Below are 25,065 nucleotides of genomic sequence, written 5' to 3' on the forward strand. Positions count from 1 at the left end.
GGGTAGAAATGGGCGTGGGCGAGACATGGCGCAAGCTGTTCACGGCAGCTCTGATAGCAACCACCCTTGTATGGCCGGCAAAGGCTCAGCTTTTTGAAACCCGCGCCAAGCAGGCCTATCTGATCGATGCCGAAACCGGCACGATCCTTTTCTCCAAAAACGCTGACGCTGCATTTCCTCCCGCCTCGCTTGCGAAGCTGATGACGGTTGAAGTCGCCTTCGATGCGATCAAGTCAGGTCAGATCAGCCCCGAAGAAAATTTCTATATCAGTGAACATGCCTGGCGCACGGGCGGAGCCGTATCGGGCACATCCACGATGTTTGCCGAGGTGAAATCCAGCGTGCCGCTCGACGCTCTGTTGAAGGGCGTGATCGTGCATTCCGCCAATGACGGCGCGATCGCGATTGCCGAAGGCATGGCGGGATCGGAGGAAAGCTTCGCCCGTCTCATGACGACGAGGGCGCGCAAGCTTGGACTGGAAACATCCACCTTCGTGAATTCCACCGGTCTCCCGGCACCGGGCCAGGTTGTGACCGCGCGTGAGCTGACGCTGTTGGCGCTCCACATCTGGCGTAATTATCCCGAACGTTACGAGATGTTCTCGCTGCCTGATTTCGAATGGAACGGCATTCGCCAGCGCAATCGAAACCCGCTTTTGCCAATGAATATTGGTGCAGACGGCCTGAAGACCGGTTTCACTGAAGAATCCGGCTACGCCATCACCGCGTCGATAGAGCGTGACGGCCGCCGACTGTTCGCAACCCTTGGCGGTATGGAGAGCGAACAGCAGCGTGCAGAGGAAGCACGCAAGATGCTGGACTGGGGCATTCGCGCATTCGAAAAGATGTCTCTCTTCGGTGAAGGCGAACCCGTAGCCGAAGCCGATGTCTACGGAGGTGCCAAATCCACAGTCAAGCTCCGCGCCCGCAAGGATGTCGAGATCTTCGTTCCCATCACCGATCGCGAGCGCATGCGTGCTGAAGTCGTCTACCAGGGCCCAATAGAAGCTCCGATACAGGAAGGCGACGAGGTTGGGCTTTTGCGCATCTGGCTTGGAGACACGATCAGTCAGGAAACGCCAGTCTATGCTGCAGAACCGGTAGCGAAGGGCGAGCTTCATCAGCGCGCGCTCGACGCTGTGGGCGAACTCCTGATCGGGTGGCTGCGCTAGGCATTGGCCTCAAGCAAAGAATTCGGAACGCCGGCCCCCTGCAATAATGGACGCAGAGTGGGCGGAACGATATGAAGTCCTTCCACTGCGATTGAGGTGAATGATCAGGTGCCTGAAGGACTTTTTGTGACTTTCGAGGGGGGCGAGGGCGCTGGCAAGTCGACGCAGATTGCACGCCTTGCCGAAAAACTTCGTCAGGACGGGTACCAGGTCGTGGTTACACGAGAGCCCGGTGGTTCTCCTGGCGCCGAGGCTGTCCGCCACGTATTGCTATCAGGCGCGGCAGAACCATTCGGTTCATCCATGGAAGCGATATTGTTCGCAGCCGCTCGCAGCGATCATGTCGAAAACGTCATCAAGCCTGCCTTGCAGACCGGTGCAATAGTGCTCTGCGACCGTTTCATGGATTCCTCTCGCGTCTATCAGGGTATTACCGGAGCCCTCGACAAGGATTTCATGGCCAGGCTGGAGCGGGTGACGGTGAATGGCACGATCCCCGATCTGACCATCATTCTTGATGTTCCCCCTGAGGAGGGGCTGCGACGCGCGAATGCGAGAAGGGGCGACGCCACTGCCGATCGTTTCGAGAAAGAGAAGATCGAGACGCACAAACTGCGCCGAATGGGATTTCTGGACATTGCGGAGAGGGAACCACAGCGCTGTCGCGTTGTGGATGCCACTGGCGACAGCGATACGGTGTTCCAGGAAATACTGGCGCTGACCAACCGTGCTCTGGAGAACAAGACGCTAGGTGAGAAGCATGTTTGAGCGCGTGGCACCCGAACAGCACGATACCTTGCCGGACATACCCGAACCGGCGGAGAATCCTTGTCTGGTGGATCACCAATATGCCCGGGACATGCTTGCTCAGGCATACCGATCCGGCAAGATGCACCACGCCATCTTGCTCGCAGGGCCGCAGGGCATTGGCAAGGCGACACTGGCCTTTCATCTGGCCCATCACATCTTCACTCATCCCGACCCCGTAAATGCGCCGGAGGAGATGGTGCCGATTGACAGCGCGTCCCAGTCATTTCGGCTGGTTGCGCAAGGCGCACACCCCGGGCTGCTTCATCTTTCCCGCCCGCGCAACGATCGCGACAAGAAGTTCAAGACAGTCATCACGGTGGATGAGATCAGGCGGGTCAGCCGGTTTCTCGGAATGACAACACAGGAGGGTGGCTATCGCGTCATCCTCGTCGATCCTGCAGACGACATGAACACCAATGCCGCAAACGCGCTCCTGAAGAACCTTGAAGAGCCGCCGCGACGAACCTTGTTCATTCTCACGACCCACTCTCTCGGCCGCCTGCTGCCGACAATCCGGTCGCGTTGTCAGACGATCAAGCTGCAGCCCCTCGGCGAGGCATCGCTCTATAAGGTGCTGCAAAATATTGGTGCAGAGATACCCTCGGATGCCGGGGAGCGTTCGCTCCTGGCAGCGCGCGCATCAGGCAGCGCGCGCAATGCCATTTTGCTCACGCAATTCGGAGGTCTGGAGATCGAACAGGCTCTCAATGACCTCCTGAGCCGAAAGCGGCTGAATATGAGCGATGTTTTTCGTCTGGCCGACGCAGCGAGCGGCAAGGATCGCCAGATCCAGTTTTCACTCTTCAATCGACTGGCACTCGACCGCATCAGCGACAATGCTCGCATGGCCGCAGAAGCAGGTGACCTGCGCGTCGCGGCCAGCATGACAGCCCTGCACGAGGATCTGCGTTCACAATTGTTCGAAACCGATACTTTCAATCTGGATAAACGCCAGCACGTTGTGGGTACGATAACCACACTGCACTCAAGGCTTGCCGCACATCATGGCTAGGGAACGAAGGGTTCTTGGCACGGCCGCCATTAATCGTTATCCCACCGCCAGAACATTCGACCGGAAAGAAGATATGACCCGCGAGAAATTTTACATCACGACCGCGATTTCCTACCCGAATGGCGATCCCCATATCGGCCATGCCTACGAACTGATCGCGACGGACGTGCTGGCACGATTCCAGCGTGCCGACGGTAAGGATGTCTTCTTTCTGACCGGGACCGACGAGCATGGCATCAAGATGCTGCAGACAGCGCGCAAGCAGGACATGACTGCGCGCGAACTGGCCGACCGCAACACCCCGAAATTCCAGCAGATGGCGGAGGTGCTGAACGCATCCAATGATGACTTCATTCGCACCACCGAAGAGCGCCATCACAAGGCATCTCAGGCGATCTGGAAGGCCATGGCGGAGAAGGGGGACATCTATCTCGGCTCCTATTCCGGCTGGTATTCGGTGCGCGACGAAGCCTATTACAGCGAAGATGAAACCGAATTGCGCGAAGATGGCGTACGCTATGGCCCCCAGGGCACGCCGGTCGAATGGGTTGAGGAAGAAAGCTACTTCTTCAAGCTTTCCGCCTATCAGGACAAGTTGCTCGAGCTCTATGAAAAGCAGCCGGACTTTATCGGACCCGCCGAGCGCCGCAACGAGATCGTCAGCTTCGTGAAGTCGGGATTGAGAGACCTCTCGATCTCGCGCACGACATTCGACTGGGGCGTGCCCGTACCAGGCGATGAAAAGCATGTGATGTATGTCTGGGTAGACGCGCTGACAAACTATCTCACTGCCACCGGCTATCCCGACCCGGACCATCCCCGCGCTGGCTTCTGGCCGGCCGATTGCCACGTGATCGGCAAGGACATCACCCGTTTCCACTCTATCTACTGGCCGGCATTCCTCATGTCCGCCGGCATCCCGCTTCCCAAGCGCATCTTTGGCCACGGCTTTCTCTTCAACAAGGGAGAGAAGATGTCGAAGTCGGTCGGAAATGTCATTGATCCGATTGCACTTGTCGATCACTACGGCCTCGATCAGGTCCGCTACTTCCTGCTGCGCGAAGTCCCCTTCGGACAGGACGGCAGCTATAGCCACGAAGCCATCGTGAACCGCACCAATGCCGACCTTGCCAATGATCTGGGCAATCTCGCGCAGCGCTCGCTTTCCATGATCGCCAAGAACTGTTCCGGTGTCGTGCCGACCAAGGGCGAACTGGCCGACGCCGACAAGGCCATCATCGCTATGGCCGACAAGGCCCTGGAAACAGCCCGCGCTGCGATGACACGCCAGGCAATCCATCAGGCACTTGCCGCAGTCTTCGAAGTGGTTGGCGAGGCCAACCGCTACTTCGCCGGGCAGGAGCCATGGGCTTTGAAGAAGACTAATCCCGCTCGCATGGAGACAGTCCTCTATACCACCGCTGAGGTGTTGCGGCGCATAGGCATTCTCTGCCAGCCTTTCATTCCCGGCTCGGCGGAAAAGCTGCTCGATATCCTGGCCGTACCGACGGATCAGCGTGACTTCTCGCATCTGACCGATGCGCACGCGCTTGTACCGGGCGCCGAACTGCCCAAGCCGCAGCCAATCTTCCCACGATATGTCGAGGAAGAAGCAGGAAAGGTCGCCAGCTAGCATGCTCGTCGACAGCCATTGCCACCTGGACTTTCCCGACTTCGCGGATGACCGCGAGGCAGTCATAGAGCGAGCGCGCGCCGCAGGCGTTGGGCTGATGGTGACCATATCGACGCGTGTTGCGCGCTTCGATGTGATCAGGACGATTGCCGAAACCCACCCGAATGTCTTCTGCACCGTTGGCACCCATCCGCACAATGCCGGTGAGGAGACCGACGTGACGACAGAGGAGCTGGTCCATCTGGCCGCGCACCCCAAGGTGGTTGGCATTGGCGAAGCCGGGCTCGATTACTTCTACGACAAGGCACCACGCGACCTTCAGGCACAAGGCTTTCGCCGTCATATTGCGGCTGCAAGGCAAACGGGTCTTCCACTGGTAATCCACGCCCGCGATGCCGATGAGGATGTGGCCTCAATCCTGGAAGAAGAGACAAGGGCAGGGGCCTTTCCCTTCATTCTCCACTGCTTTTCCTCCGGCAAGGCTCTCGCACGCAAAGGTGTCGAACTCGGCGGCTATGTCTCCTTTTCCGGCATTCTGACATTCAAGAAGTCGGAAGAGCTGCGCGCCATTGCTAGCGAGATTCCGGCCGACCGCCTGCTCGTTGAAACCGATGCCCCATATCTTGCGCCGGTTCCCAAGCGTGGAAAGACAAACGAGCCAGCCTATGTGGCCCACACAGCCCAAAAGCTGGCTGAAGTCCGCGCAATGCAGCCAGAAGAACTAGCGAAACTGACGACGGACAACTTTTTCCGTCTCTTCAAGAAAGTGCCGCGCGAGGCGCTGGGGCAGGGCGTCTCTTGAGCGACAGGCTGCGCCTCACAATCCTGGGATGCGGCTCCTCACCCGGTGTGCCGCGCATTATGGGCGATTGGGGCGCCTGCGATCCCGAAAATCCGAGAAACCGGCGCACACGTGCTGCAGCACTCGTTGAGCGCATCAGCGAGAATGGTGGGATCACGCGCGTGGTCATCGACACCGGGCCCGATTTTCGCAGCCAGATGATTGCTTCAAGCGTCGAAAAGCTCGACGCCGTTCTCTACACCCATCCTCACGCGGATCACATTCATGGCATTGATGATTTGCGCGGCTATGTCCTGGCGCAGAAGAAGCTGATGGATGTCTATGCCGATCAACCAACCATGGATCGGCTGATGGAGGCATTTCGCTACTGCTTCGAGACACCACATGGAAGCAATTACCCGCCAATTCTGAAGGCCCATATAATCGAACCGGGGCGAGAACTTGCAATCACAGGCGAGGGTGGTCCGATTACCCTTACCCCTCTGCTTCAGGTTCACGGCGATATTCATTCCCTGGGCTTTCGGGTCGGCTCGATGGCCTATTGTTCGGATGTGAGTGCATTTCCGCCAGAAACAGCCCAACTCCTTGAGGGTCTGGACGTTCTTGTCATAGACGCATTGCAATACAAGCCGCATCCGAGCCATTTTTCGCTTGATGAGGCTCTGGAATGGATCGCACGCCTGAAGCCGCAAAAGGCTGTGCTAACCCACATGCATATTCCGCTCGACTACGACACCGTTGCGCGACAAACGCCTGAACATGTTATTCCCGCGCATGATGGTCTAAGTCTGGAAGTTGCATGCTGAGCCGCAGGTGACACAATGTCGAAAAGCGTGAAACGAGTGGAAGAAGCCGCTGCCGCTGCCGGCCTCGATACCGAGATAAAGCGGATGGGCGCTTCAACTCGTACCGCCGAGGAGGCAGCCGCACAGTGCGGTTGCGCCGTCGACCAGATCGTCAAGTCTTTGATTTTCGAGGGAAAGGAAACAGGAGAACTCTTCCTGTTTCTGGTCCCCGGCAGCAAGAAATTGGACCTGACCCGCGCAGCTGCGCTTTGTGAAGAAGCCTTGGTCAGAGCTGACCCCAGAAAGGTGCGCGAGAAAACAGGCTTTGCAATTGGGGGCGTTTCTCCAATCGGGCACAAGTCGCCAATTCGGTGCATTGCTGACCGCACGCTGCTTGCCTATGAGCAGGTTTGGGCGGCTGCAGGTGCTCCCGATGCAGTCTTTTCGTCCAATCCCGCCGATCTGCTCCGCGCAGCACAGGCAGAAGTTGCTGATTTGACAGAAATACCCGCGTGATTTGTCGCGCTGGTGACCGTGTGATAACATGACCGCACATGATCGCCAAAAGCGGAACAAGGCCATGCAGGCAAGGCGTTTTCCTTCAGCGACCTTTGGTCATTTCACCTTTTTGGGCGTACTGGCCGTAACAGTCACGATGACTGCTCCCGAACTTCATGCACAAACCCCGTGTCCGCCACCGCCGGACACGGCAATGGACGCATGCCTGGCCGGCGCCTGGATTGGTAGTAACACGGCTATGGAGAAGCTGAAGACCGCGTTCTCTGGCATGGGCTTTGACTCCGTCACGGACATGACTGCCGACATGTCACACACACTTGGCATTCGTATCTACGACGACGGTTTCTTCGCAACGATCCCGTTCAACCGGAATGTCGAGCTGCAGGATTTTGACGAGGACACCGGCGAGATTGCCATTACTCAATTTGACCTGCGGGTGGGAACTGGAACAGGACAGATATGGACCGCTGATGGACGGTTGAAATTCTGCGATGGCGGAGGCGGCGGGGCTATGCTTGGCACCACCACATCTACCTCGTCAGGCACCACGTCACAGACCATGCCCATCCCGGGCGGCGGCAGCTATGTGCCCGACATTACTTATACATGCGCCGGCGACAGCTTCACCATGACAGTCGCGCTGCCTGAGCCCATTGGAAATGTGGACTATTTCCTCAGTCGCGTGGAACCGGGACGTTTTCCGTCAGAACTGGAAGAGCTGCTTCGTCGCGAAGAGTAAGCAGTGCCGCAGAAAAGCGCCGATCAGCGATGGGGGCACATTCAGGACGCCATGCGCCCAAATCAGATAAGATAGATTATGGAACTAATCTATCTAGTGCCCGCATCATACTAGCCTAGCAGCAATGGACCCAAACCAAAGGAGACGAGCGCAGAAACACTGCGTCTCGTCTCCAAATAATGGATTTCAGACCAAACGCTTAGAGCGGTTTGCGGACTCTCTTTGACAAGACGCCGATGACACCTTCGCGGAAGAGCAAGACAGCAACGACGAAGATCAGCCCCTGAATGATTGTCACCCAATCACCCAATGTCGCCAGATAGTTTTGCATCGTAACAATAATCGCTGCGCCAACCATCGGGCCGAATACCGTTCCCATACCGCCCAGCAAGGTCATGAGAACCACTTCACCGGACATCGCCCAATAGACATCGGTCAGTGATGCAAGCTGGAAGACGATTGCCTTGGTTGCACCGGCAAGTCCGGAAAGTGCTGCAGAAAGAACGAACACGGCCAGCTTGTACTGATTGACCCGATAGCCGAGCGAAATCGCGCGAGGCTCATTCTGCCGGATGGCCTTCAAAACCTGTCCGAACGGCGAATGAATGATGCGATAGATGATGAGGATGCCAAAAAGGAAAATCGCCAGGACGAAAAAGTAGAGCGTTTCGGGGTCTGCAAGATTGAACATCCCGAACAGCGTACCTCGCGGTACGGCCTGAATTCCATCTTCACCGCCGGTGAACGGAGCCTGCAGTGAAAAGAAGTACACCATCTGCGCAAATGCGAGCGTCACCATGGCAAAATAGATGCCCTGCCGGCGGATAGCCAATGCGCCAAAGACAAGGCCGAGCAGTGCAGCAATGGCGGTACCGCTCAGGATCGCCAGTTCAGGCGGCAAGCCCCAGACCTTCGCGGCATGCGCGCTGACATAGCTCGCCATACCGAAATATGCAGCATGGCCGAAGGAGAGAAGCCCACCATAACCAAGCAGCAGATTGAACGCAGAGGCGAAGAGCGCGAAACACAAGACCTTCATCAGGAAGATCGGATAAAGCAGGAAGGGCGCGACCAACAGTGCCGCAGCCAGCACCACGAATATGATCAGATGGTGGCGGGGCATCCCTGCCCCTTTTTCGCGCGGAAGATCCGTTGCGATTGTTTCAGCCTGATTGGCCATCAGATCTCCCTCCCGAACAGCCCGGCCGGCTTCACGAGAAGCACAAGCGCCATGATGACAAATACGACCACTGCAGATCCTTCAGGATAGAAGACCCGTGTGAGCCCCTCGATAAGGCCGAGGCCGAAGCCGGTAAGGATCGAGCCCAGGATGGAACCCATTCCTCCGATAACCACCACGGCGAACACGACAATGATGAGGTTTTCACCCATGATCGGATTGACCGAATAGATGGGCGCCGCCAGCACACCGGCAAATGCGGCCAAGCCGACGCCGAACCCGTAGGTCAGCGTGATGAGCAGCGGCACATTGATACCGAAAGCGCTGACCAGCGTAGGATTCTCGGTAGCTGCACGCAAATATGCGCCGAGCTTTGTCTTCTCGATCATGAACCAGGTGCCGAAGCAGACGATTACCGATGCAAGAATGACAAAAGCGCGGCTGTTGGGCAGATACATGAAGCCTAGATTGTGCCCGCCGGAAAGAAGTTCGGGCGCGCGATAAGGAAGGCCCGAAACGCCGTAGAGCTGCTTGAAGACGCCGGTGAAGATGAGTGCCAAACCGAAGGTCAGAAGCAAGCCGTAAAGGTGGTCCAGGTGATAGAGGCGCCTGATAAGCGTTCGCTCCAGGATGACCCCTGTGAGCCCGACGATGACCGGCGCCAGAAGCAGTGCCCACCAATAGCCAAGCCCCAGATAATTGAGCAGCATCCACGCCACGAAAGCGCCCAGCATATATTGCGCGCCATGGGTGAAGTTGATGATGTTCAGCAAGCCGAATATCACCGCCAGCCCAAGACTGAGCACCGCGTAAAAGGCACCATTGATCAAGCCGAGTAAAAGCTGCCCGAATAGGGCCTGTGGCGGTATTCCAATCAGCTCAAACATGAAAAACCCCGATAATTCAGCCGCTTGGCATCCATAACTGAATCACTTTTTCAGCTGCCGGATGCTGCATGTAAACGGCAGGGGCGCTGGCGCCCCTGCCCTGATGCAAATCACTGCTTCGCCATCTCGCACTCGCCATCCTCGATGGGACGGAATGCTTCTTCAGCGGGAATCGTGGTGAGCAGTTCGAAGTAGTCTTCCTCGCCCTGCGCAGCGTCCGGCGACTTCACCTTCAACAGATACATGTCATGCATGTGCCGACCGTCCTTGCGCACCGAAGCCTCGCCAAAGATCGGGTCGTTGGAAGGATTGGCCTTCATCCATTCCATGACCTTGCCGGCTTCATCGCTTCCGGTGGCCTCGACGCCCTTCAGGTAATGAAGGACGGCTGAGTAGACGCCAGCCTGAACCATGGTGGGGTTCTTTCCGTGGCGTTCCTTGAAGCGCTCGGAAAATGCCTTTGTGTCTTCGTTGCGATCCGCGAAGAAGGCATTGGTCAGGACCAGCCCCTGCGCGGTCTCAAGACCAAGCGCGGCGACATCTGTCGAGAAGATCAGGAGTCCGGCCAGGCTTTGACCAGCCTGAACGATGCCGAACTCGGCTGCCTGCTTGATGGAATTGATCGTGTCGCCACCTGCATTGGCAAGCCCGATCACCTTTGCACCTGATGCCTGCGCCTGCAGCAGGAATGACGAGAAGTCACTGGAGCTCAACGGATGACGCACATTGCCGAGCACCTTACCGCCGGCTTCTTCCACGACAGCCTGTGTGTCACGCTCAAGCGCATGCCCAAAGGCATAGTCGGCGGTCACGAAGAACCAGCTGTCACCGCCCTCCTGCACCATTGCTTTGCCGGTACCGTTGGCCAGCGAATAGGTGTCGTAGGTCCAGTGAATTGTGTTTGGCGAGCAGGCCTTGCCTGTCAGATCGGATGTCGCCGGTCCCGAAGCAAGGAAGATCTTGTCTTTCTCGCGCACCACTTCATTGACTGCCAATGCCACCGAAGAGGTCGGAACGTCCACGATCACATCGACATTTTCCGTGTCGATCCACTGACGGGCGATGTTGGAGCCTACATCCGGCTTGTTTTGATGGTCTGCGCTGAGGACCTCAACATTAATGCCCTTGCCTTCGGCATCGAAGTCTTCAATGGCCATTCGTGTAGCGACCACCGAACCTTCACCTGCAAGGTCCGCATAAAGGCCCGAACGATCGTTGAGAACGCCGATGGTGACGTCCACCGCCAGCGCGGGCGTGGCCAGTGCTGCAAATGCTGCGGATGCAAATAGTGCTTTGGCGAATTTCATGCCTGTCTCCTCCTCCACTTATGGCTCCGACTTCGCGGAACCGGCTCGTTGCTAGACGCCAAGATAGGCGTGCAGCTGTTCCATCCTCGCTTCCACTTCCTCACCCGGAATGACATCCACCACCCTACCCTGATCGACGATGTAATGCCGATCAGCGAGCTTGGCGGCGAAATGGAAGTTCTGTTCCACGAGCACGATGGTGAAGCCCTCCTGCTTCAATTTCGCAATCGTGGAGCCAATCTGCTGGACGATGACTGGGGCCAGACCCTCCGTAGGCTCGTCGAGCAGCAGCAGACGCGCGCCGGTGCGCAATATGCGCCCGATCGCCAGCATTTGCTGTTCACCGCCCGAGAGTTTCGTGCCCTGGCTGGACAACCGCTCGCGCAGATTGGGAAACAGTTCAAATATCCGCTCCACATCCCAGCCACCCTGGCTGACCTGCGGGGGCAGATAGAGATTTTCCTCCACCGTTAGGCTGGCGAAGATGCCGCGCTCTTCGGGGCAGAACGCAATCCCGCGACGCGCCACCTGACGCGACGGCTGCGCGATAAGCTCCTCCCCCCTGAACATGACCGAGCCCTTTCGCTTGGAAAGAATGCCCATTATGGTCTTCAGGGTCGTGGACTTGCCTGCACCATTGCGCCCGAGCAGCGTAACCACTTCACCTTCGCGAACATCGAAGTCGATGCCGTGGAGCACATGGCTTTCGCCATACCAGGCATGGAGGTCACGCACCTTCAGGACTGCATCTGCTACGTCTGCATCTTCCCGCCGCTCCATCACTCCTGCCTCAGTCATGACCGCTCCCGATATAGGCTTCCACAACACGTTCATCCTTCGAGACTTCGTCATAGGTGCCTTCGGCCAGCACCTGCCCGCGCGCCAGAACGGTAATGCGATCTGAGAGATCCGAGACCACCGACAGATTGTGTTCAACCATCAGAACCGTGCGATCCTTCGCAACGCGCTTGATGAGACTGCTGATGCGTTCGATGTCTTCCTGCGTCATGCCGGCCATCGGCTCATCCAGGAGCAGCATTTCGGGATCAAGTGCGAGAGTGGTCGCAATCTCCAGGGCACGCTTGCGGCCATAGGATAGCTCCTCCGCCGGGGTCTGAGCGAATTGCTCAAGACCAACCTCGTGAAGCAACTCTTCGGCCCGGGCGTTGTATTGTCGAAGCACCTTGTCGGACCGCCAGAAGTCGAAACTGTCTCCGCGTGCTCGCTGCAGTGCAATACGAACATTCTCCAGTGCTGTCATGTTCGGAAAGACGGCGGAAATCTGAAAGGAACGGACCAGCCCCAACCGCGCAATGTCCGCCGGGCTGTAGGACGTGATATCTTTCCCGTTATAGGTGATGGTGCCGCGTGTGGGCGAAAGAAACTTCGTCAGAAGATTGAAGCAAGTCGTCTTGCCCGCCCCGTTGGGCCCGATCAAAGCGTGGATACTGCCGCGAATTACGCTTAGATCAACGTCACTTACGGCAAAGAAGCCACGAAATTCCTTCGTCAGATTCCGCGCAGCAAGAATGGTGCTGTCACTCATGCAGCCAGTTCCTCCTCCCAACCGCATGCCGACCTTGTTTATCTGATGCAGCCCCTCCTCCAAGGTCGCCGCATCGGCCTGGTTCATGCGTTCACCAAGGATGCACGACCCAAACATTTATGCAAGCGGCAGAAATACACCACCTTACGCAGATGCAGCATGAAACCCGGTGAAATTGCTGCAATTGCGAAGAGTCGTACGGTTTTTCTACGACGAAAGTATTAGAAGCAGCGAAGGAGTATGGCCCGCATATACGGAATTGGGGAACATTGATGATCCCGCGCGCAAACCGGTTCTGCACATCCTCATGGTGGGTTAGTCTACATCCATGAAACCTTCACGCCGCATTGAAGACCTCCGCAAGATCATGGCCGCGCTCAGAGATCCTGAGTCTGGCTGTCCATGGGACGTGCAGCAAGACTTTGCCTCCATAGCGCCCTACACGATTGAAGAAGCCTATGAGGTGGATGACGCCATCCGCCGCGCAGATATGCACGACCTTGCCGAAGAGCTGGGCGATCTTCTGTTGCAAGTCATCTTCCACTCGCAAATGGCAGAGGAAGCCGGCCACTTCAGCTTTGATGACGTCGTTGAGGCGATTACCAGGAAGATGATCCGTCGCCACCCGCATGTTTTCGGCGACGAAGACGCCCGCCAGGCTGGCATGGCCAAAGGTATGTGGGAGAAAATCAAGGCAGAGGAAAAAGCAGCACGCCGCGCACGTATCCAGGCCGCTGGAAATGATGAAACACCTGCGGGCTATCTGGACGATGTGCCATTTTCACTGCCTGCAGCCACTGTTGCACTGAAACTGCAGCAGAAGGCCGCCCGCGTCGGCTTCGACTGGGGTGAGGCTGAACCGACGCTCGACAAGATCGAGGAAGAGATCGGTGAGCTACGCCATGCAATAAGGCGTGCGGCGACCGATGAGATCGAAGACGAGCTCGGCGACGTTTTCTTTTCAGTCGTCAATCTCGCCCGCCACCTCAAGGTTGATCCGGAAGCCGCACTTCGGCGTACGAACGAGAAATTTCGAAATCGCTTCCATTCGGTTGAACGCGAACTGGCTGATCGCCAGCGGACACTCGACGAAGCTTCACTGGAAGAAATGGAAGAACTTTGGCAACTGGCAAAAAAGACGAAGAAATTCGCCTAATATATTGTTTAGACTACGATAATCTAGACTTTACTTCTTCACGTGCCACTTCAGTGGCACGCAGTCTCAGTGTAAGCGAGCCGTCATCATTGTCACGCCGCGAAAGCACCTGACTGTTCCTGTAGATCCAGTCCAGTGCGCCCATTCTTGCCGGCGTGACCTGGATCGTCATCTCCTGCAGAACGCCTGCGACCCGGCTCTCAATCTCCTCGAGAAGATCATCAATCCCCTCGCCGCTGATCGCCGAGATGGCGATGGAGCTCCTATTCTGGGCATGAGCCAGAGCAGCCTTGGCACCCTGGTCGAGCAGGTCGATCTTGTTGAGCACTTCGATAATGCGCTTGTCGTCCGTAACATCCACCCCCAGGCTTTTCAGCACATCCTGCACATTGGCAGCGTGCGCCGAAGCATTGGGATCTGAAATGTCCCGAACGTGTAGAATGAAATCTGCTTCCACCACTTCTTCCAGTGTGGCGCGGAAAGCGGCAACAAGGTGCGTTGGCAGGTCGGAGATGAAACCGACCGTGTCCGATAGAATGGCAATGGTGCCATGGGGGAAACGCACGCGCCGCAGTGTCGGATCAAGCGTGGCGAAAAGCATGTCCTCCGCCATGACAGTGGCGCCTGTCAGACGGTTGAAAAGCGTCGACTTTCCGGCATTGGTATAGCCGACAATTGCAACAACCGGAAACGGCACCTTTTGACGCTTGGCCCGGTGAAGGTCACGCGTGCGTCGAACCGTCTCCAGCTCGCGCTTGATACGTACGATCCGCTCCTGCAACAGCCGTCGATCCGCTTCGATCTGCGTTTCACCCGGGCCACCCATGAAGCCGCCACCGCCACGCTGACGTTCAAGGTGGGTCCAGCTTCGAACGAGCCGACCGCGTTGGTATTCCAGATGCGCGAGATCGACCTGCAGGCGCCCTTCCTTGGTACGCGCCCGCCGTCCGAATATTTCGAGGATGAGGCCGGTCCGGTCCAAAACCTTGGCCTTGAACGCCTTTTCAAGGTTGCGCTGCTGTACCGGCGAGAGCTGATGATCGACAACCACCAGCTCCGCATGCTGATCTTCGACGCGCGCAGCGATCTCTTCAACCTTGCCCGTACCAAGGAGCGTGCCCGGACGCGGCGCGTTGACAGTCGCGGTTTCCGAATGGACCACATCAAGCTCGATGGCCGCAGCCAGGCCGACAGCTTCCTCAAGCCGCGCTTCTGGCGTCAGAGGTATTGTGTCCGCGTTGCTGTCTTCCCCGCCTTTCTGGAAGTGGCGAGGCAGCACCGGCACGACGACAATGGCTTTGGCACCGCTGGCATTCTCAGCCGGCAGTGAGCGGAAAGGATTGTCGGAAGGGCTTTGCCAGTCGGTCAATCAGCCTTCCCGAGCGCCCTCTTCTGCTTCGAACAGCTGAACCGGCTGGCTCGGCATGATCGTCGAGATCGCATGCTTGTAAACAAGCTGCGAATGCCCGTCGCGACGCAGAAGGACGCAGAAATTATCAAAGGAAGTCACCACGCCGGTGAGCTTTACGCCGTTGATCAGGAATATCGTCAACGGGTTCTTGCTCTTGCGAACAGTGTTCAGGAAAAGATCCTGCAAGTTTTGCGAACGTTCCGCCATTGTTTTTTTCTTTCATCTTACCCTGCGGGCGGGAGGCAGTAGCGCAAAATTGCCCCTGCCCTGTCAAGCGTACTGGGAGTATTCCCCACACAATGCTGCTTGCGGTAGTGTCCCTTTTTGGGTCGTATCAGGCAGGCGTTTTTTCCGCAATCTCAAAAAAGGCTTCTCGCAGCCTGCGCGCGGTCTCACCTGGATGACCATTGGCGATGGAGCGGTCATTGACCCGCACCACCGGCATCACGACCGTTGACGCCGCGGTGATAAAGGCTTCGCGTGCTTCATAGGCTTCTTCCACACTGAAAGCGCGCTCTTCGACCTTCAGACCGAGCTTTTTGGCAAGATCCATCAAAGTCGCCCGCGTTACACCCCGCAAAATTCCGAAATCGGCTGGCCTGGTGACAAGCGTGCCATCCTTGGTGACAATCCACGCATTGGTGGAGCCACCCTCTTTTACATTTCCGTCTTCATCCACAAACCACGCCTCAGCAGCCGATGCTTTCTTTGCCTGCTGCTTGACCAGCACATTGGGCAGCAGACCGACGGTTTTGATATCAACGCGCTCCCACCGGTTCTCGGGAACGGTGATCACACCCACGCCCTGTTCAGCTTTGCGGTTGGCGACTTCGGGATCGGTCTTCTTGGCCGTGACAACCAGCGCCGGGCGGACCGGGGTTGTGGGGAAGAAATGATCGCGTGGCGCAACGCCGCGCGTTACCTGCAGATAGACCAGCCCGTTGCGGACATGATTCCGCCGGACAACCTCGCGCAAAACGAATTCGAGCGCCTTGCGGCTCATGGGCCAGTCGATGGAAAGTTCGGATAGCGACCGATCGAGCCGGTCCAGGTGTCGGGTCATGTCAATAATGAAACCGCGCGCGACCTCACACACTTCATAAACGCCGTCGGCAAACTGATAGCCGCGATCTTCAATGTGAACCGCCGCATCGGAATGTCTGACATAGCGGCCATTCACATAGGCAATACGTGGCATTTGAAATCCCCTCGGAAACAGGAAGCCTGAAAAGGCTTCATCAGAAAAATTCCAGACTGACGCGGAAGAGCTGTTCGACCTGCCGCACAGCGCCCTCAAGAGCGAAGATGACAACCCGGTCCTTCGGTTTGATGCGCATCGAGCCGGAAGGCTTCAATATCTCGCCATTGCGATAGACCGCACCGATGCGCATGCCATCGGGCAGTTCCTGTTCGGCCAGCGGCGGGCCAACAAGCGGAGAGGTCTCTAGTGCTTCGGCCTCGATAATCTCCGCCGCACCGCGCTGCACATTATGGACGGCGCGAATGCGGCCACGCCGCACATGCTGGAGCACCTTGGAAATGGTGACAGCACGCGGGTTCATATGCGCGTCGATGCCCAGGGTCTTGGCAAAGTCGTGATAGGTCGGATTGTTGATCAGGACGAGATTGGAGCGGCAGCCGAGCTGTTTGGCGATAACGCTTGAAAGAATATTGACCTGGTCGTCATTGGTAAGAGCCACCATAAGATCGGCATGGTCGATATCGGCCTCAAGCAGCAATTTCTGCTCGAGCGCACTGCCATGCAGCACCACGGTGCGGCGCAACTCGTCGGCAATCTTCACCGCACGGTCGCGACTGCTTTCGATGATCTTGACCTTGGTGCGGCTCTGCTTGCGCTCCAGTGCCCGTGCAACATAAAGGCCGATATTGCCACCACCGGCGATGACAATGCGCGTCGCTTCGGTTTCGTCATGACCGAACAGCCCCAGCGTGCGCCGCACCTGTTCCTTCGTGGTGATTACATAGGCCATGTCGCCGGCCATCAACTGGTCACCCGAATGCGGCACGAACAGCTTGCCACCTCGCGAGACACCAACCACGGTCGAAGGCAGATCCGGGAACAGCTCGGTCAACTGCGACAGCGGGGTGTTGATGACCGGGCACTCGTCGAGACACTCGATCGCCACCATTGCGACATTGCCATCGGCGAAGCGAACGACATCTGTTGCACCGGGAAGCGCAATTCGCCGCAAAACCATCTCGCCCACTTCCATTTCGGGCGAGATGATGACGTCGATAGGCAGATGATCCCGCGAAAAGAGGTCCATGTAGTGGGGATGCAAATAGGATTGCGAGCGAATGCGCGCGATCTTGGTGGGCACATTGAAAAGCGAATGTGCCACCTGGCAGGCGGTCATGTTCACTTCGTCATAGAGCGTGACGGCAATGATCATGTCCGCTTGCTCGGCACCGGCAGCTGCCATGATGTCTGGATGCGCGCCGTGGCCGACAAAGCCGCGTACATCCAGCGTATCACGCATCGTGCGGATCAGTTCCGCCGACGTATCGATTACCGAGACATCATTCTGCTCGGCGGCAAGTCGCTCCGCGATGCCGTAACCGACCCGGCCAGCGCCGCAAATGATGACCTTCATGGGGCCTGCTCCTTGGGCCTTACGAAAAGAATCAGACGCCCAGCGATTTCAGCTTTCGATGCAGGGCAGAGCGTTCCATACCGATAAATTCGGCCGTGCGCGAGATATTGCCACCAAATCGGTTGATCTGTGCCAATAGATATTCCTTCTCGAACATCTCTCGCGCCTCACGCAATGGCAAGGCCATGATGTGCTGGTCCGACTGGTTCGGCACACGTGGCATCACGTCGCCGATTTCAGCGGGAAGCAGATCTGCGGTAATTGGGGTGTCGGGCTCTTCCCCGCGCGTCAGGATCAACAAGCGCTCAATATTGTTGCGAAGCTGGCGCAGATTGCCCGGCCAGTTATGAGCCTGCAGCACGGCAAGCGCATCGGCTGCCAGCGCGCGCGGACGAATGCCGAGCTGCTTCACGATCTGATCCATGAAGTAATCTACCAGCAGTGGAATATCTTCACGCCGCTCGGCCAATGCCGGTACCTTCACCGGAACGACCGCGAGCCGGTGAAAGAGGTCCTGACGGAACGCGCCTTCCGCGATCATTCCCTCCAGATCCTGCGCCGTGGAGGAAATGATCCGCACATCGACCTTTACCCGCTTGGTACCGCCCACGCGTTCGAACTGCTGATCCACCAGCACACGCAGGATCTTGGCCTGCGTCTCCCGGGGCATGTCGGCCACTTCGTCCAGATAAAGTGTGCCGCCATGGGCTTCCTCGAGCGCACCCACCTTTCGTTCGCTGCCATTGGATTCGGTACCGAAGAGCTCGATCTCCATGCGATCCGGCGTAATGCTGGCGGCATTGACGGAAACAAACGGCCCTTGTGCACGAAGGCTCTGCGCATGAATGGAACGCGCGACCAGCTCCTTGCCGGCTCCCGATGGCCCGATCAGCATGATGCGGCTGTTTGATGGCGCGACACGCTCGATCGTCTGGCGCAGCTGGTGAACCGCCTGCGACTCACCGATCAACTCGACACTGTCGCCAGTACGCTTTTTCAGGTCGGAGACCTCGCGCCGCAGCTTCGACGTTTCAAGAGCGCGCTCACAGATCAGGAGAAGCCGGTCGGCCTTGAAGGGCTTCTCGATAAAATCATATGCGCCGCGCTTGATGGCCGAGACCGCAGTTTCGATCGTCCCGTGGCCCGAGATCATGATGACAGGCAGATCCGGATGCATCTGCTTGATCTTGTCCAGGATACCCAGGCCGTCGAGTTGACTGCCCTGCAGCCAGATATCCAGCAGAACAAGCCGCGGCACGCGGGCTTCGATTGCCGCGAATGCGGCATCGCTGTCACCGGCAGTGCGCGTTTCGTGTCCTTCGTCGCTCAAGATACCCGCGACGAGCTCGCGAATGTCTTCCTCGTCGTCGATGACCAGTATGTCAGACGCCATTTTGGACCTTCTTTACTTCATCACTTGGTTTCTCAGGCGACGCGGAAGCCGCGCCATGGGCCGGCAGGTAGAGGCGGATTTCAGCACCTCCGCCACCATCAAAATCCGCCGGTGCATCATGCAATTCGAGCTGGCCGCCATGATCCTCGATGATCTTCTTGACGATCGCGAGACCGAGCCCCGTGCCCTTCTCGCGGGTGGTCATATAAGGCTCCAGCAGGCGTTGCCTGTTCTTGCGCGGAAGCCCTTTGCCATTATCGGTGACCTTGACCTCGATCATCTTGTCGAGGCGTCGCGCCGCCACCCTGATCCGTCCCGGTCTCCGATCCTCGCGATCCCCGTCGATGGCCTCAGCAGCATTCTTTATGATGTTCCCGAATGCCTGACCCATCAAACGTGAATCGAAGCGGCCCGGCAGGGGTTCCGGCCCCAGATCCCGCTCGAAGGAAATATCCGGCCGACTTACCTCGACCAGGAACGAGGCTTCCCGCAGGGGTTCGCGCAGATCGAGCTGCTGGATGTCCGGTTTCGGCATGCGCGCGAAAGCGGAGAACTCATCCACCATACGCCCGATATCACTGACTTGCCGAATAATCGTGTCAGTACACTGGTCGAAGACCTCGCGGTCCTCGGTGATCACCTTGCCGTAGCGGCGGCGAATGCGTTCCGCCGAGAGCTGGATCGGCGTCAGCGGGTTCTTGATCTCATGTGCGATGCGCCGGGCGACATCTGCCCAGGCGGACGACCGCTGAGCCTGAACGAGGTCTGTAATGTCATCGATCGTCACCACATAGGAACGCTCGTCGCTGTTCTCGCCACTCTCCTCGGAGGTCAGCTGTATGTTGAACGTGCGTTCAGCACCAGAGCGGTAGAACGTCACCTGCTCGCGATAGACCTTGCGCCCGGCTTCCCTACCCTTCTCGAAGACAGCACCCACCTGAGGCAGCACGTCGGTCAACGTTTTTCCAATAGCTTCCTTCTCGTTGATCGCCAGCATGCGTTCGGCCGATCGGTTAACGATTGAAACGGTGCCCTCGCCATCCACGCCGATGACGCCGGCCGTCACGCCGGCCAGCACGGCTTCATTGAATCGACGACGTTCGTCGATCACGTCGCGGGCGCTGATCAACTCATTGCGCTGGGTTTTCAGCTGCAGGGTCATCTTGTTGAAGGTGTCACCCAGCGAAGCCACGTCACCATCTGATGCGCGCACAGGCACCGCGACATCCAGATTGCCATGCGACACCGCATCAGCCGCACCGATAAGCTGACGGATCGGACGCACAATCCGGTCGGCGACCGCGATACCGGTCCAGATCGCCGCAAGCACTATGGCTAATGTGACCACGAGATATACTAGGGCATAGGCAAGCTGTGTCTGCGTGCGGTTCTGCTCGAGCGCGCTATATTCATCGGTATTATCGGCAACCAGTTTCTGCGCCTTGATTACCTGCGCGTCCAGCTCACGGGCCGTGTACAGATACGCATCGGGAATGGCCTTGAGCTTGATGATCGTACCGATCAGATTCCCAGGCGGCAGCTCGAAAAGATTGGGCTTGCGCTCGGAGGCCAGCTCCAACGCATCGGAAGGTGGAGCAGGGACCGAATCCTGATCCGGTATTTCCGCGCCCATGATGAGCGAACCATCCTCCTTGATCAGGAGCGCATAGGCCAGCCCGCGGATCATCGCCTGCTGTGTCAGCCGCTGGCGAAAACCGGTGCGGTCGAGATTGTAGAGACTGCGCATTCGGTCGAGGTCGATCGCCATCGAAAGCGTGGTGCCCTGCAGGTTGAGCGCATTGTCGCGCTCATATGCTTCGGCAATGGACAGTGACGACTGGACGATCACACGCGTGCGCAAATTGAACCACCGGTCCAGGCCGTAATCCAGCGTGATTGACGCGATGATCGCCACCAGGATCGCGGGAATGGCGGCAATCAGCGAAAACATCGTGACGATGCGCACATGAAGCCGCGAGGCCGCCTTCCCGCCCCTGCGTGCCGCGTAAATCCGCAGCGCTTCGCGAATGATCAGCGACAAAAGCAGGATGAGGAAGAACGCGTTGATGCCGATAAGGGCGAGCGTGGTTGTTGCGTCCGGCGTCACCGGCGTGAAGCCCAGAAGCACCGCGAAAGACAGCGCGGCGGATAGCAGCGCACCGAGTGCTGAGACCACACCAGGCAGCGCCAACAGGCGCCGGTTTTCCTGGGCGGGCTGGTAAGCGCCGGCCGCAGCCATGGCTGGTGCTGGGTTACTCATCTGTCGCAAGAACTTCTGTCAATCTGCTGCAAGGTTACGTTGCAGATATGCAACGCATTGTGGCGACATTGCAACATCTCGCCCTCAAGCGTCAAAAACTGCTGTGGGCAACAGGAGATTATCAGGAGACCTGACGGTGCTTGGACGCGCGAAACACATCAACCCCAAGCTCACGAATTTTCTTGCGCAGCGTATTTCGGTTAACGCCGAGGAGCTCGGATGCCTTGATCTGGTTGCCCTGTGTGGCAGCCAGCGCAGCCAGAACCAGCGGATATTCAACCTCTGCCAGTATTCGCTGATACAGCCCCGGCGGAGGAAGGTCCGAACCGAACGACCTGAAATGCCGCTGTAGATATTGCTCCACCGCCTGTCCAAGCGACACATCTTCCGGCAGCACGGCCTCGCCCGTTGAGACTGGGGAGGAAACGCTGTTGCTGCCAAGCTCGGAAAGAACGATTTCCTCGGAGATCTCGTCCTGCGGATAAAGGGCAGAAAGGCGCCGAACGAGATTTTCCAGTTCGCGCACATTGCCCGGCCACGGATAGCGCATCATGGCATCCAGCCCGCCGCGTGAGACGCGCTTTGCCTGAAGCCCCTCGCGCTCGGCCAACTCAAAGAAATGCCGCACCAGATCGGGAATGTCCTCCGCCCTTTCGCGCAGCGGCGGCAGGCGGAGAGGAACCACGTTGAGCCGATAGAAAAGATCCTCGCGGAAAAGCCCCTGATTGATCAGCGCGCGCAGATCCTTGTTGGTCGCGGCAACAATGCGCACATCCGTCTTGATGGGCGTTCGGCCACCAACTGTGGTGTATTCACCCTGCTGCAATACGCGAAGTAAGCGCGTCTGTGCTTCCATGGGCATGTCGCCGATTTCGTCCAGAAACAGCGTTCCGCCTTCGGCCTGCTCAAATCGTCCGGATGAGCGGTTCTGGGCACCGGTAAACGCGCCCTTTTCGTGGCCGAACAGTTCCGACTCGATCAGGTCGCGCGGAATGGCCGCCATGTTAATGGCAACAAAAGGCCCCTTGCTGCGGCGGCCGAACTCGTGCAGCGCTCGCGCAACCAGCTCCTTGCCCGTGCCGCTCTCACCATTGATCATGACCGTCAGATCGGTCTGCATCATGCGCGCAAGCATGCGGTAAATGTCCTGCATGGCCGCCGAGCGGCCAATAAGCGGCATCTTCTCCGAGGATTCTTCCGGCTTATTCTCGGGTTTGGCGGGTTTCGGCTCGGCCAATGCCCGACCGACAATGCTCAACAGCTCGCTGAGATCGAACGGCTTGGGCAGATATTCATATGCCCCTGCCTCGGAAGCCTTGATAGCCGTCATGAATGTGTTCTGCGCACTCATCACGATCACCGGCAGGTCCGGACGCGTCTTCTTGATCCGCGGAAGAAGATCAAAGGCGTTTTCGTCGGGCATAACCACATCCGTGATCACGAGGTCGCCCTCGCCCGCGGCAACCCATTTCCAGAGTGCTGCAGCGTTGGAGGTCACACGTACCTGATGACCAACGCGAGAAAGCGCCTGGTTGAGTACCGTCCGGATTGCCGCATCATCATCGGCGACGAGAATATTGCCGCGTATCGTCATGCCTTTTGCCCCACAGTCTGCTCGTCCGTGCCGCGCCGATCACGCTCGCGCCAGGCAGGCATCAGCACGCGGAAGGTGGTCCCGCGGGACGTGGAGTCGCATTCGATGACCCCACCATGCGCGCCCACGATCTTTGCGACCAGTGCCAACCCCAGGCCTGATCCGTTCTGCTTCGTCGTAATGAAGGGATCGAAGATGATCGACTGGATATCGGGTGACACGCCCGGGCCGTTGTCATGCACGCAAAATTCCATCGGCAGGGAGATGCGCTCCTTCGTTCCAGGCACGGAAAAGCGGATCCCCGGTCGAAATGCGGTGGAGATTATGATCTCCCCGTCCGATTTGTTTCCAATAGCTTCCGCGGCATTCTTCAACAGATTTATGAATACCTGAACCAGCTGGTCACGATTTGCCAGAATGGGCGGCAGAGAGGGATCATATCGCTCGGTAATCGTGATGTTCTTGGCAAAGCCGTTGCTGGCAATCGCCTTCACATGATCAAGGACCACGTGGATATTGACCGGCTCGCGATCCACCGGACGCTCATCGGAGAAAACCTCCATGCGGTCGACCAGCGCCACAATCCGATCAGTCTCCTCCGTGATGAGGCGAGCCAGCGGTCGATCCTCGTCCGTCACGACGCTTTCCAGAAGCTGGGCGGCGCCGCGTATGCCGGAAAGCGGATTCTTGATCTCGTGGGCAAGCATGGCCGCCAGACCCGAGACCGACCTTGCCGCACCCCGGTGGGTCATCTGACGATCGATCTTCTCGGCCATCCCGCGCTCCAGGAACATGACCACCGCATGCCCGGACAATTCCGCCACCGGCGCAACATAGATGTCCACCAACCGGTCGGAACCCAATCTCGGCGAGGAAATATCGACCCGATACTCATTGAAGGCTGCCTTTCGCTCCTGCACCTGATCAACAAGGGTGAGAAGCGGACTGCCAAAAGGGACGAAATCGGAAAGCCTGTTGCGGTTGAGCACCGCGGCGCTGACCCTGAAGAAATCCTCCGCCTCAGCATTGGCGAAGGTGATGTAACCGTCCTGGTCCACCATGATCACCGGGTGACCCAAAGCGTTCAACGCAAGCTGCGCGGTATCAGGACCCGTAGGGCCCGCCGAACTCTCATCCGCCTTCAAGCAACCAATCTCCGTGCATCTCGTGAACTGTCAGGAAAAATGCGCGCGATCGTATCAAGAACCTTCGCCGCATCCGTCTCGGTCATCAGCGCCGTGCGTTCCACGTCATCAAGTTCTGGTAGAAAGCGCTGCGCATACCAGCCCAAATGCTTGCGCGCATGCTGCACGCCGCGGCGGGTGCCATATAGCGAAAGCATGTCCTCATAATGCGAGGCGACATAGCTCGCCGCATCTGCCGGAATCTCTGTGGTTCCCGCTTGAACCATTCCTGCTGCCTGCCTGGCCAGAAGGCCCGCGGTCCATGGCGCACCATAATGGGCACGCCCCACCATGACCGCATCCGCCCCTGAGCGTTCAAGAATGACAGGGAGATCCTCAGCAGTGCCGACATCACCATTCGCGACAACGGGCACACTCACGGCCTCGCTGACAGCCCCGATCGCCGACCAATCGGCTTCACCCTTGTAAAACTGACAGCGCGTGCGGCCATGAACCGTAATCATCCGGATACCGGCTGCCTCCGCCCTGACCGCAATATCCGGCGCATTGAGCGAATTCTCATCCCAACCAAGCCGCATCTTCAACGTCACAGGAACCTTGACGGCCTGCACCACCGCATCAATGAGAGAAAGAGCGTGATCGGGTTCGCGCATGAGAGCGGAACCGGAATAGCCGCCAGTGACCTTCTTGGCCGGACAGCCCATATTGATATCGATGATATCCGCGCCTTCGGCTTCCGCAATTCTTGCAGCTTCCGCCATCCAATAGGCATCGCGCCCGGCAAGCTGAACCATGTGAACATCAATGTCGGGACGGTCGATGCGGCGCGCACTCTCATCTCGCCCCTTGGCAAGCTCCCCGCTCGCCACCATCTCCGAAACAACAAGCCCGGCGCCATGCATATGTGCACGCATGCGAAATGGCAGATCGGTCACACCCGACATGGGGGCCAGAAACACCCTGTTCCTCAGCGTGACATTTCCCACTTGAAGCGGAGTAGTAAGGACTGCAGCGCTGTTCTTGCTCAAAATTAAGGCACCTATTGCTTCTGCATATTTTGTAGACATGTTGTGACGGCGGCGCAATCCGAAAAGTGCGG

The 25,065-nt window shown here is 57.9% G+C and carries 23 protein-coding genes; 9 read left to right on the plus strand and 14 right to left on the minus strand.

Translation table 11 applies throughout. The features are described 5' to 3' along the window. The first annotated feature begins 8 nt into the window (after nt 1-8). From WA367_RS09240 to WA367_RS09275, 8 genes are all read left to right on the plus strand, one after another. Nucleotides 9-1,172, plus strand: coding sequence for a D-alanyl-D-alanine carboxypeptidase family protein (locus tag WA367_RS09240; RefSeq protein WP_336056482.1), 1,164 nt, complete (start codon nt 9-11; stop codon nt 1,170-1,172). A 108-nt stretch (nt 1,173-1,280) separates the two neighbouring features. Further along, nucleotides 1,281-1,940: a dTMP kinase gene (tmk, locus tag WA367_RS09245; RefSeq protein ID WP_336056483.1), complete on the plus strand. Its 660-nt coding sequence runs from the start codon at nt 1,281-1,283 to the stop codon at nt 1,938-1,940. Further along, nucleotides 1,933-2,994, plus strand: a complete 1,062-nt coding sequence (locus WA367_RS09250; protein WP_336056484.1) for a DNA polymerase III subunit delta' — start codon at nt 1,933-1,935, stop codon at nt 2,992-2,994. Before tmk ends, WA367_RS09250 begins: the two co-directional genes overlap by 8 nt. Nucleotides 2,995-3,067: 73 nt before the next feature. Continuing rightward, complete coding sequence (gene metG, locus WA367_RS09255; protein ID WP_336056485.1) at nt 3,068-4,627, plus strand: methionine--tRNA ligase; 1,560 nt, start codon at nt 3,068-3,070, stop codon at nt 4,625-4,627. Between the two features lies 1 nt (nt 4,628). Further along, the gene (locus WA367_RS09260) at nt 4,629-5,429 is read left to right on the plus strand and encodes a TatD family hydrolase (protein ID WP_336056486.1); all 801 of its coding nucleotides are present in this window, start codon (nt 4,629-4,631) and stop codon (nt 5,427-5,429) included. Then, the gene (locus WA367_RS09265) at nt 5,426-6,235 is read left to right on the plus strand and encodes an MBL fold metallo-hydrolase (RefSeq protein WP_336056487.1); all 810 of its coding nucleotides are present in this window, start codon (nt 5,426-5,428) and stop codon (nt 6,233-6,235) included. The genes WA367_RS09260 and WA367_RS09265 overlap by 4 nt, the downstream gene beginning before the upstream one ends. 15 nt (nt 6,236-6,250) lie before the next feature. Continuing rightward, nucleotides 6,251-6,730 carry a YbaK/EbsC family protein gene (locus tag WA367_RS09270; RefSeq protein WP_336056488.1) on the plus strand — a complete coding sequence of 160 codons (480 nt, stop codon included), beginning with the start codon at nt 6,251-6,253 and terminating at the stop codon, nt 6,728-6,730. A 28-nt stretch (nt 6,731-6,758) separates the two neighbouring features. Further along, nucleotides 6,759-7,472 (plus strand): hypothetical protein, encoded by a 714-nt coding sequence (locus WA367_RS09275; RefSeq protein ID WP_336056489.1) that lies wholly within the window; start codon nt 6,759-6,761, stop codon nt 7,470-7,472. 199 nt (nt 7,473-7,671) lie between these two features. Here WA367_RS09275 and WA367_RS09280 read toward each other — a convergent pair whose 3' ends face one another. The 5 genes from WA367_RS09280 to WA367_RS09300 form a co-directional block, all read right to left on the minus strand. Further along, on the minus strand, nt 7,672-8,595 hold the full coding sequence (locus WA367_RS09280) for a branched-chain amino acid ABC transporter permease (RefSeq protein WP_336057091.1): 924 nt from the start codon (nt 8,593-8,595) through the stop codon (nt 7,672-7,674). 56 nt (nt 8,596-8,651) lie between these two features. Next, nucleotides 8,652-9,539: a branched-chain amino acid ABC transporter permease gene (locus WA367_RS09285; RefSeq protein WP_336056490.1), complete on the minus strand. Its 888-nt coding sequence runs from the start codon at nt 9,537-9,539 to the stop codon at nt 8,652-8,654. Nucleotides 9,540-9,649: 110 nt separating this feature from the next. Beyond that, on the minus strand, nt 9,650-10,846 hold the full coding sequence (locus WA367_RS09290; RefSeq protein ID WP_336056491.1) for an ABC transporter substrate-binding protein: 1,197 nt from the start codon (nt 10,844-10,846) through the stop codon (nt 9,650-9,652). A 51-nt stretch (nt 10,847-10,897) separates the two neighbouring features. Next, the gene (locus WA367_RS09295) at nt 10,898-11,644 is read right to left on the minus strand and encodes an ABC transporter ATP-binding protein (protein ID WP_336056492.1); all 747 of its coding nucleotides are present in this window, start codon (nt 11,642-11,644) and stop codon (nt 10,898-10,900) included. Further along, nucleotides 11,637-12,392 carry an ABC transporter ATP-binding protein gene (locus WA367_RS09300; protein ID WP_336056493.1) on the minus strand — a complete coding sequence of 252 codons (756 nt, stop codon included), beginning with the start codon at nt 12,390-12,392 and terminating at the stop codon, nt 11,637-11,639. The genes WA367_RS09295 and WA367_RS09300 overlap by 8 nt, the downstream gene beginning before the upstream one ends. Before the next feature lie 328 nt (nt 12,393-12,720). Here WA367_RS09300 and mazG point away from each other — a divergent pair, with 328 nt between their 5' ends. Further along, nucleotides 12,721-13,548, plus strand: a complete 828-nt coding sequence (gene mazG, locus WA367_RS09305) for a nucleoside triphosphate pyrophosphohydrolase (RefSeq protein WP_336056494.1) — start codon at nt 12,721-12,723, stop codon at nt 13,546-13,548. A gap of 13 nt (nt 13,549-13,561) precedes the next feature. On the opposite strand, the gene hflX is transcribed toward mazG, so the two are convergent. The 9 genes from hflX to dusB form a co-directional block, all read right to left on the minus strand. After that, nucleotides 13,562-14,917, minus strand: a complete 1,356-nt coding sequence (gene hflX / locus WA367_RS09310) for a GTPase HflX (protein ID WP_442935556.1) — start codon at nt 14,915-14,917, stop codon at nt 13,562-13,564. Then, a complete protein-coding gene (gene hfq / locus WA367_RS09315; protein ID WP_036480436.1) occupies nt 14,918-15,166 on the minus strand; it encodes an RNA chaperone Hfq in 249 nt (82 codons plus the stop codon). Nucleotides 15,167-15,293: 127 nt separating this feature from the next. Beyond that, nucleotides 15,294-16,157, minus strand: a complete 864-nt coding sequence (locus WA367_RS09320; RefSeq protein WP_336056495.1) for a D-amino-acid transaminase — start codon at nt 16,155-16,157, stop codon at nt 15,294-15,296. A 40-nt stretch (nt 16,158-16,197) separates the two neighbouring features. After that, entirely contained in the window at nt 16,198-17,574 is a 1,377-nt protein-coding gene (gene trkA / locus WA367_RS09325) for a Trk system potassium transporter TrkA (protein ID WP_336056496.1), read from the minus strand. Nucleotides 17,575-17,605: 31 nt separating this feature from the next. Beyond that, nucleotides 17,606-18,967 (minus strand): nitrogen assimilation response regulator NtrX, encoded by a 1,362-nt coding sequence (gene ntrX, locus WA367_RS09330; RefSeq protein WP_336056497.1) that lies wholly within the window; start codon nt 18,965-18,967, stop codon nt 17,606-17,608. Continuing rightward, entirely contained in the window at nt 18,957-21,227 is a 2,271-nt protein-coding gene (locus WA367_RS09335; RefSeq protein WP_336056498.1) for a sensor histidine kinase NtrY-like, read from the minus strand. The genes ntrX and WA367_RS09335 overlap by 11 nt, the downstream gene beginning before the upstream one ends. 121 nt (nt 21,228-21,348) lie before the next feature. Continuing rightward, the gene (ntrC, locus tag WA367_RS09340; RefSeq protein ID WP_336056499.1) at nt 21,349-22,821 is read right to left on the minus strand and encodes a nitrogen regulation protein NR(I); all 1,473 of its coding nucleotides are present in this window, start codon (nt 22,819-22,821) and stop codon (nt 21,349-21,351) included. Next, nucleotides 22,818-23,966: a two-component system sensor histidine kinase NtrB gene (locus WA367_RS09345; RefSeq protein ID WP_336056500.1), complete on the minus strand. Its 1,149-nt coding sequence runs from the start codon at nt 23,964-23,966 to the stop codon at nt 22,818-22,820. The genes ntrC and WA367_RS09345 overlap by 4 nt, the downstream gene beginning before the upstream one ends. Next, complete coding sequence (gene dusB / locus WA367_RS09350) at nt 23,963-25,033, minus strand: tRNA dihydrouridine synthase DusB (protein WP_336057093.1); 1,071 nt, start codon at nt 25,031-25,033, stop codon at nt 23,963-23,965. The genes WA367_RS09345 and dusB overlap by 4 nt, the downstream gene beginning before the upstream one ends. Nucleotides 25,034-25,065: the final 32 nt, after the last annotated feature.

Origin of the sequence: Nitratireductor sp. CH_MIT9313-5, from assembly GCF_037029545.1 — a bacterium.
In the GTDB taxonomy this organism is placed as follows: domain Bacteria; phylum Pseudomonadota; class Alphaproteobacteria; order Rhizobiales; family Rhizobiaceae; genus Chelativorans.

Excerpts from the sequence above, each read along its gene's own strand:
- metG (WP_336056485.1), top strand. The coding sequence starts at position 3,068 with ATGACCCGCGAGAAATTTTACATCACGACCGCGATTTCCTACCCGAAT.
- WA367_RS09270 (WP_336056488.1), top strand. The coding sequence starts at position 6,251 with ATGTCGAAAAGCGTGAAACGAGTGGAAGAAGCCGCTGCCGCTGCCGGC.
- trkA (WP_336056496.1), bottom strand. The coding sequence starts at position 17,574 with ATGAAGGTCATCATTTGCGGCGCTGGCCGGGTCGGTTACGGCATCGCG.
- WA367_RS09240 (WP_336056482.1), top strand. The coding sequence starts at position 9 with ATGGGCGTGGGCGAGACATGGCGCAAGCTGTTCACGGCAGCTCTGATA.
- mazG (WP_336056494.1), top strand. The coding sequence starts at position 12,721 with ATGAAACCTTCACGCCGCATTGAAGACCTCCGCAAGATCATGGCCGCG.
- WA367_RS09300 (WP_336056493.1), bottom strand. The coding sequence starts at position 12,392 with ATGAGTGACAGCACCATTCTTGCTGCGCGGAATCTGACGAAGGAATTT.
- ntrC (WP_336056499.1), bottom strand. The coding sequence starts at position 22,821 with ATGACGATACGCGGCAATATTCTCGTCGCCGATGATGATGCGGCAATC.
- WA367_RS09280 (WP_336057091.1), bottom strand. The coding sequence starts at position 8,595 with ATGCCCCGCCACCATCTGATCATATTCGTGGTGCTGGCTGCGGCACTG.
- WA367_RS09250 (WP_336056484.1), top strand. The coding sequence starts at position 1,933 with ATGTTTGAGCGCGTGGCACCCGAACAGCACGATACCTTGCCGGACATA.
- WA367_RS09275 (WP_336056489.1), top strand. The coding sequence starts at position 6,759 with ATGACCGCACATGATCGCCAAAAGCGGAACAAGGCCATGCAGGCAAGG.
- WA367_RS09260 (WP_336056486.1), top strand. The coding sequence starts at position 4,629 with ATGCTCGTCGACAGCCATTGCCACCTGGACTTTCCCGACTTCGCGGAT.
- hfq (WP_036480436.1), bottom strand. The coding sequence starts at position 15,166 with ATGGCGGAACGTTCGCAAAACTTGCAGGATCTTTTCCTGAACACTGTT.
- ntrX (WP_336056497.1), bottom strand. The coding sequence starts at position 18,967 with ATGGCGTCTGACATACTGGTCATCGACGACGAGGAAGACATTCGCGAG.
- WA367_RS09285 (WP_336056490.1), bottom strand. The coding sequence starts at position 9,539 with ATGTTTGAGCTGATTGGAATACCGCCACAGGCCCTATTCGGGCAGCTT.
- WA367_RS09290 (WP_336056491.1), bottom strand. The coding sequence starts at position 10,846 with ATGAAATTCGCCAAAGCACTATTTGCATCCGCAGCATTTGCAGCACTG.
- dusB (WP_336057093.1), bottom strand. The coding sequence starts at position 25,033 with ATGTCTACAAAATATGCAGAAGCAATAGGTGCCTTAATTTTGAGCAAG.
- WA367_RS09295 (WP_336056492.1), bottom strand. The coding sequence starts at position 11,644 with ATGACTGAGGCAGGAGTGATGGAGCGGCGGGAAGATGCAGACGTAGCA.
- WA367_RS09320 (WP_336056495.1), bottom strand. The coding sequence starts at position 16,157 with ATGCCACGTATTGCCTATGTGAATGGCCGCTATGTCAGACATTCCGAT.
- WA367_RS09335 (WP_336056498.1), bottom strand. The coding sequence starts at position 21,227 with ATGAGTAACCCAGCACCAGCCATGGCTGCGGCCGGCGCTTACCAGCCC.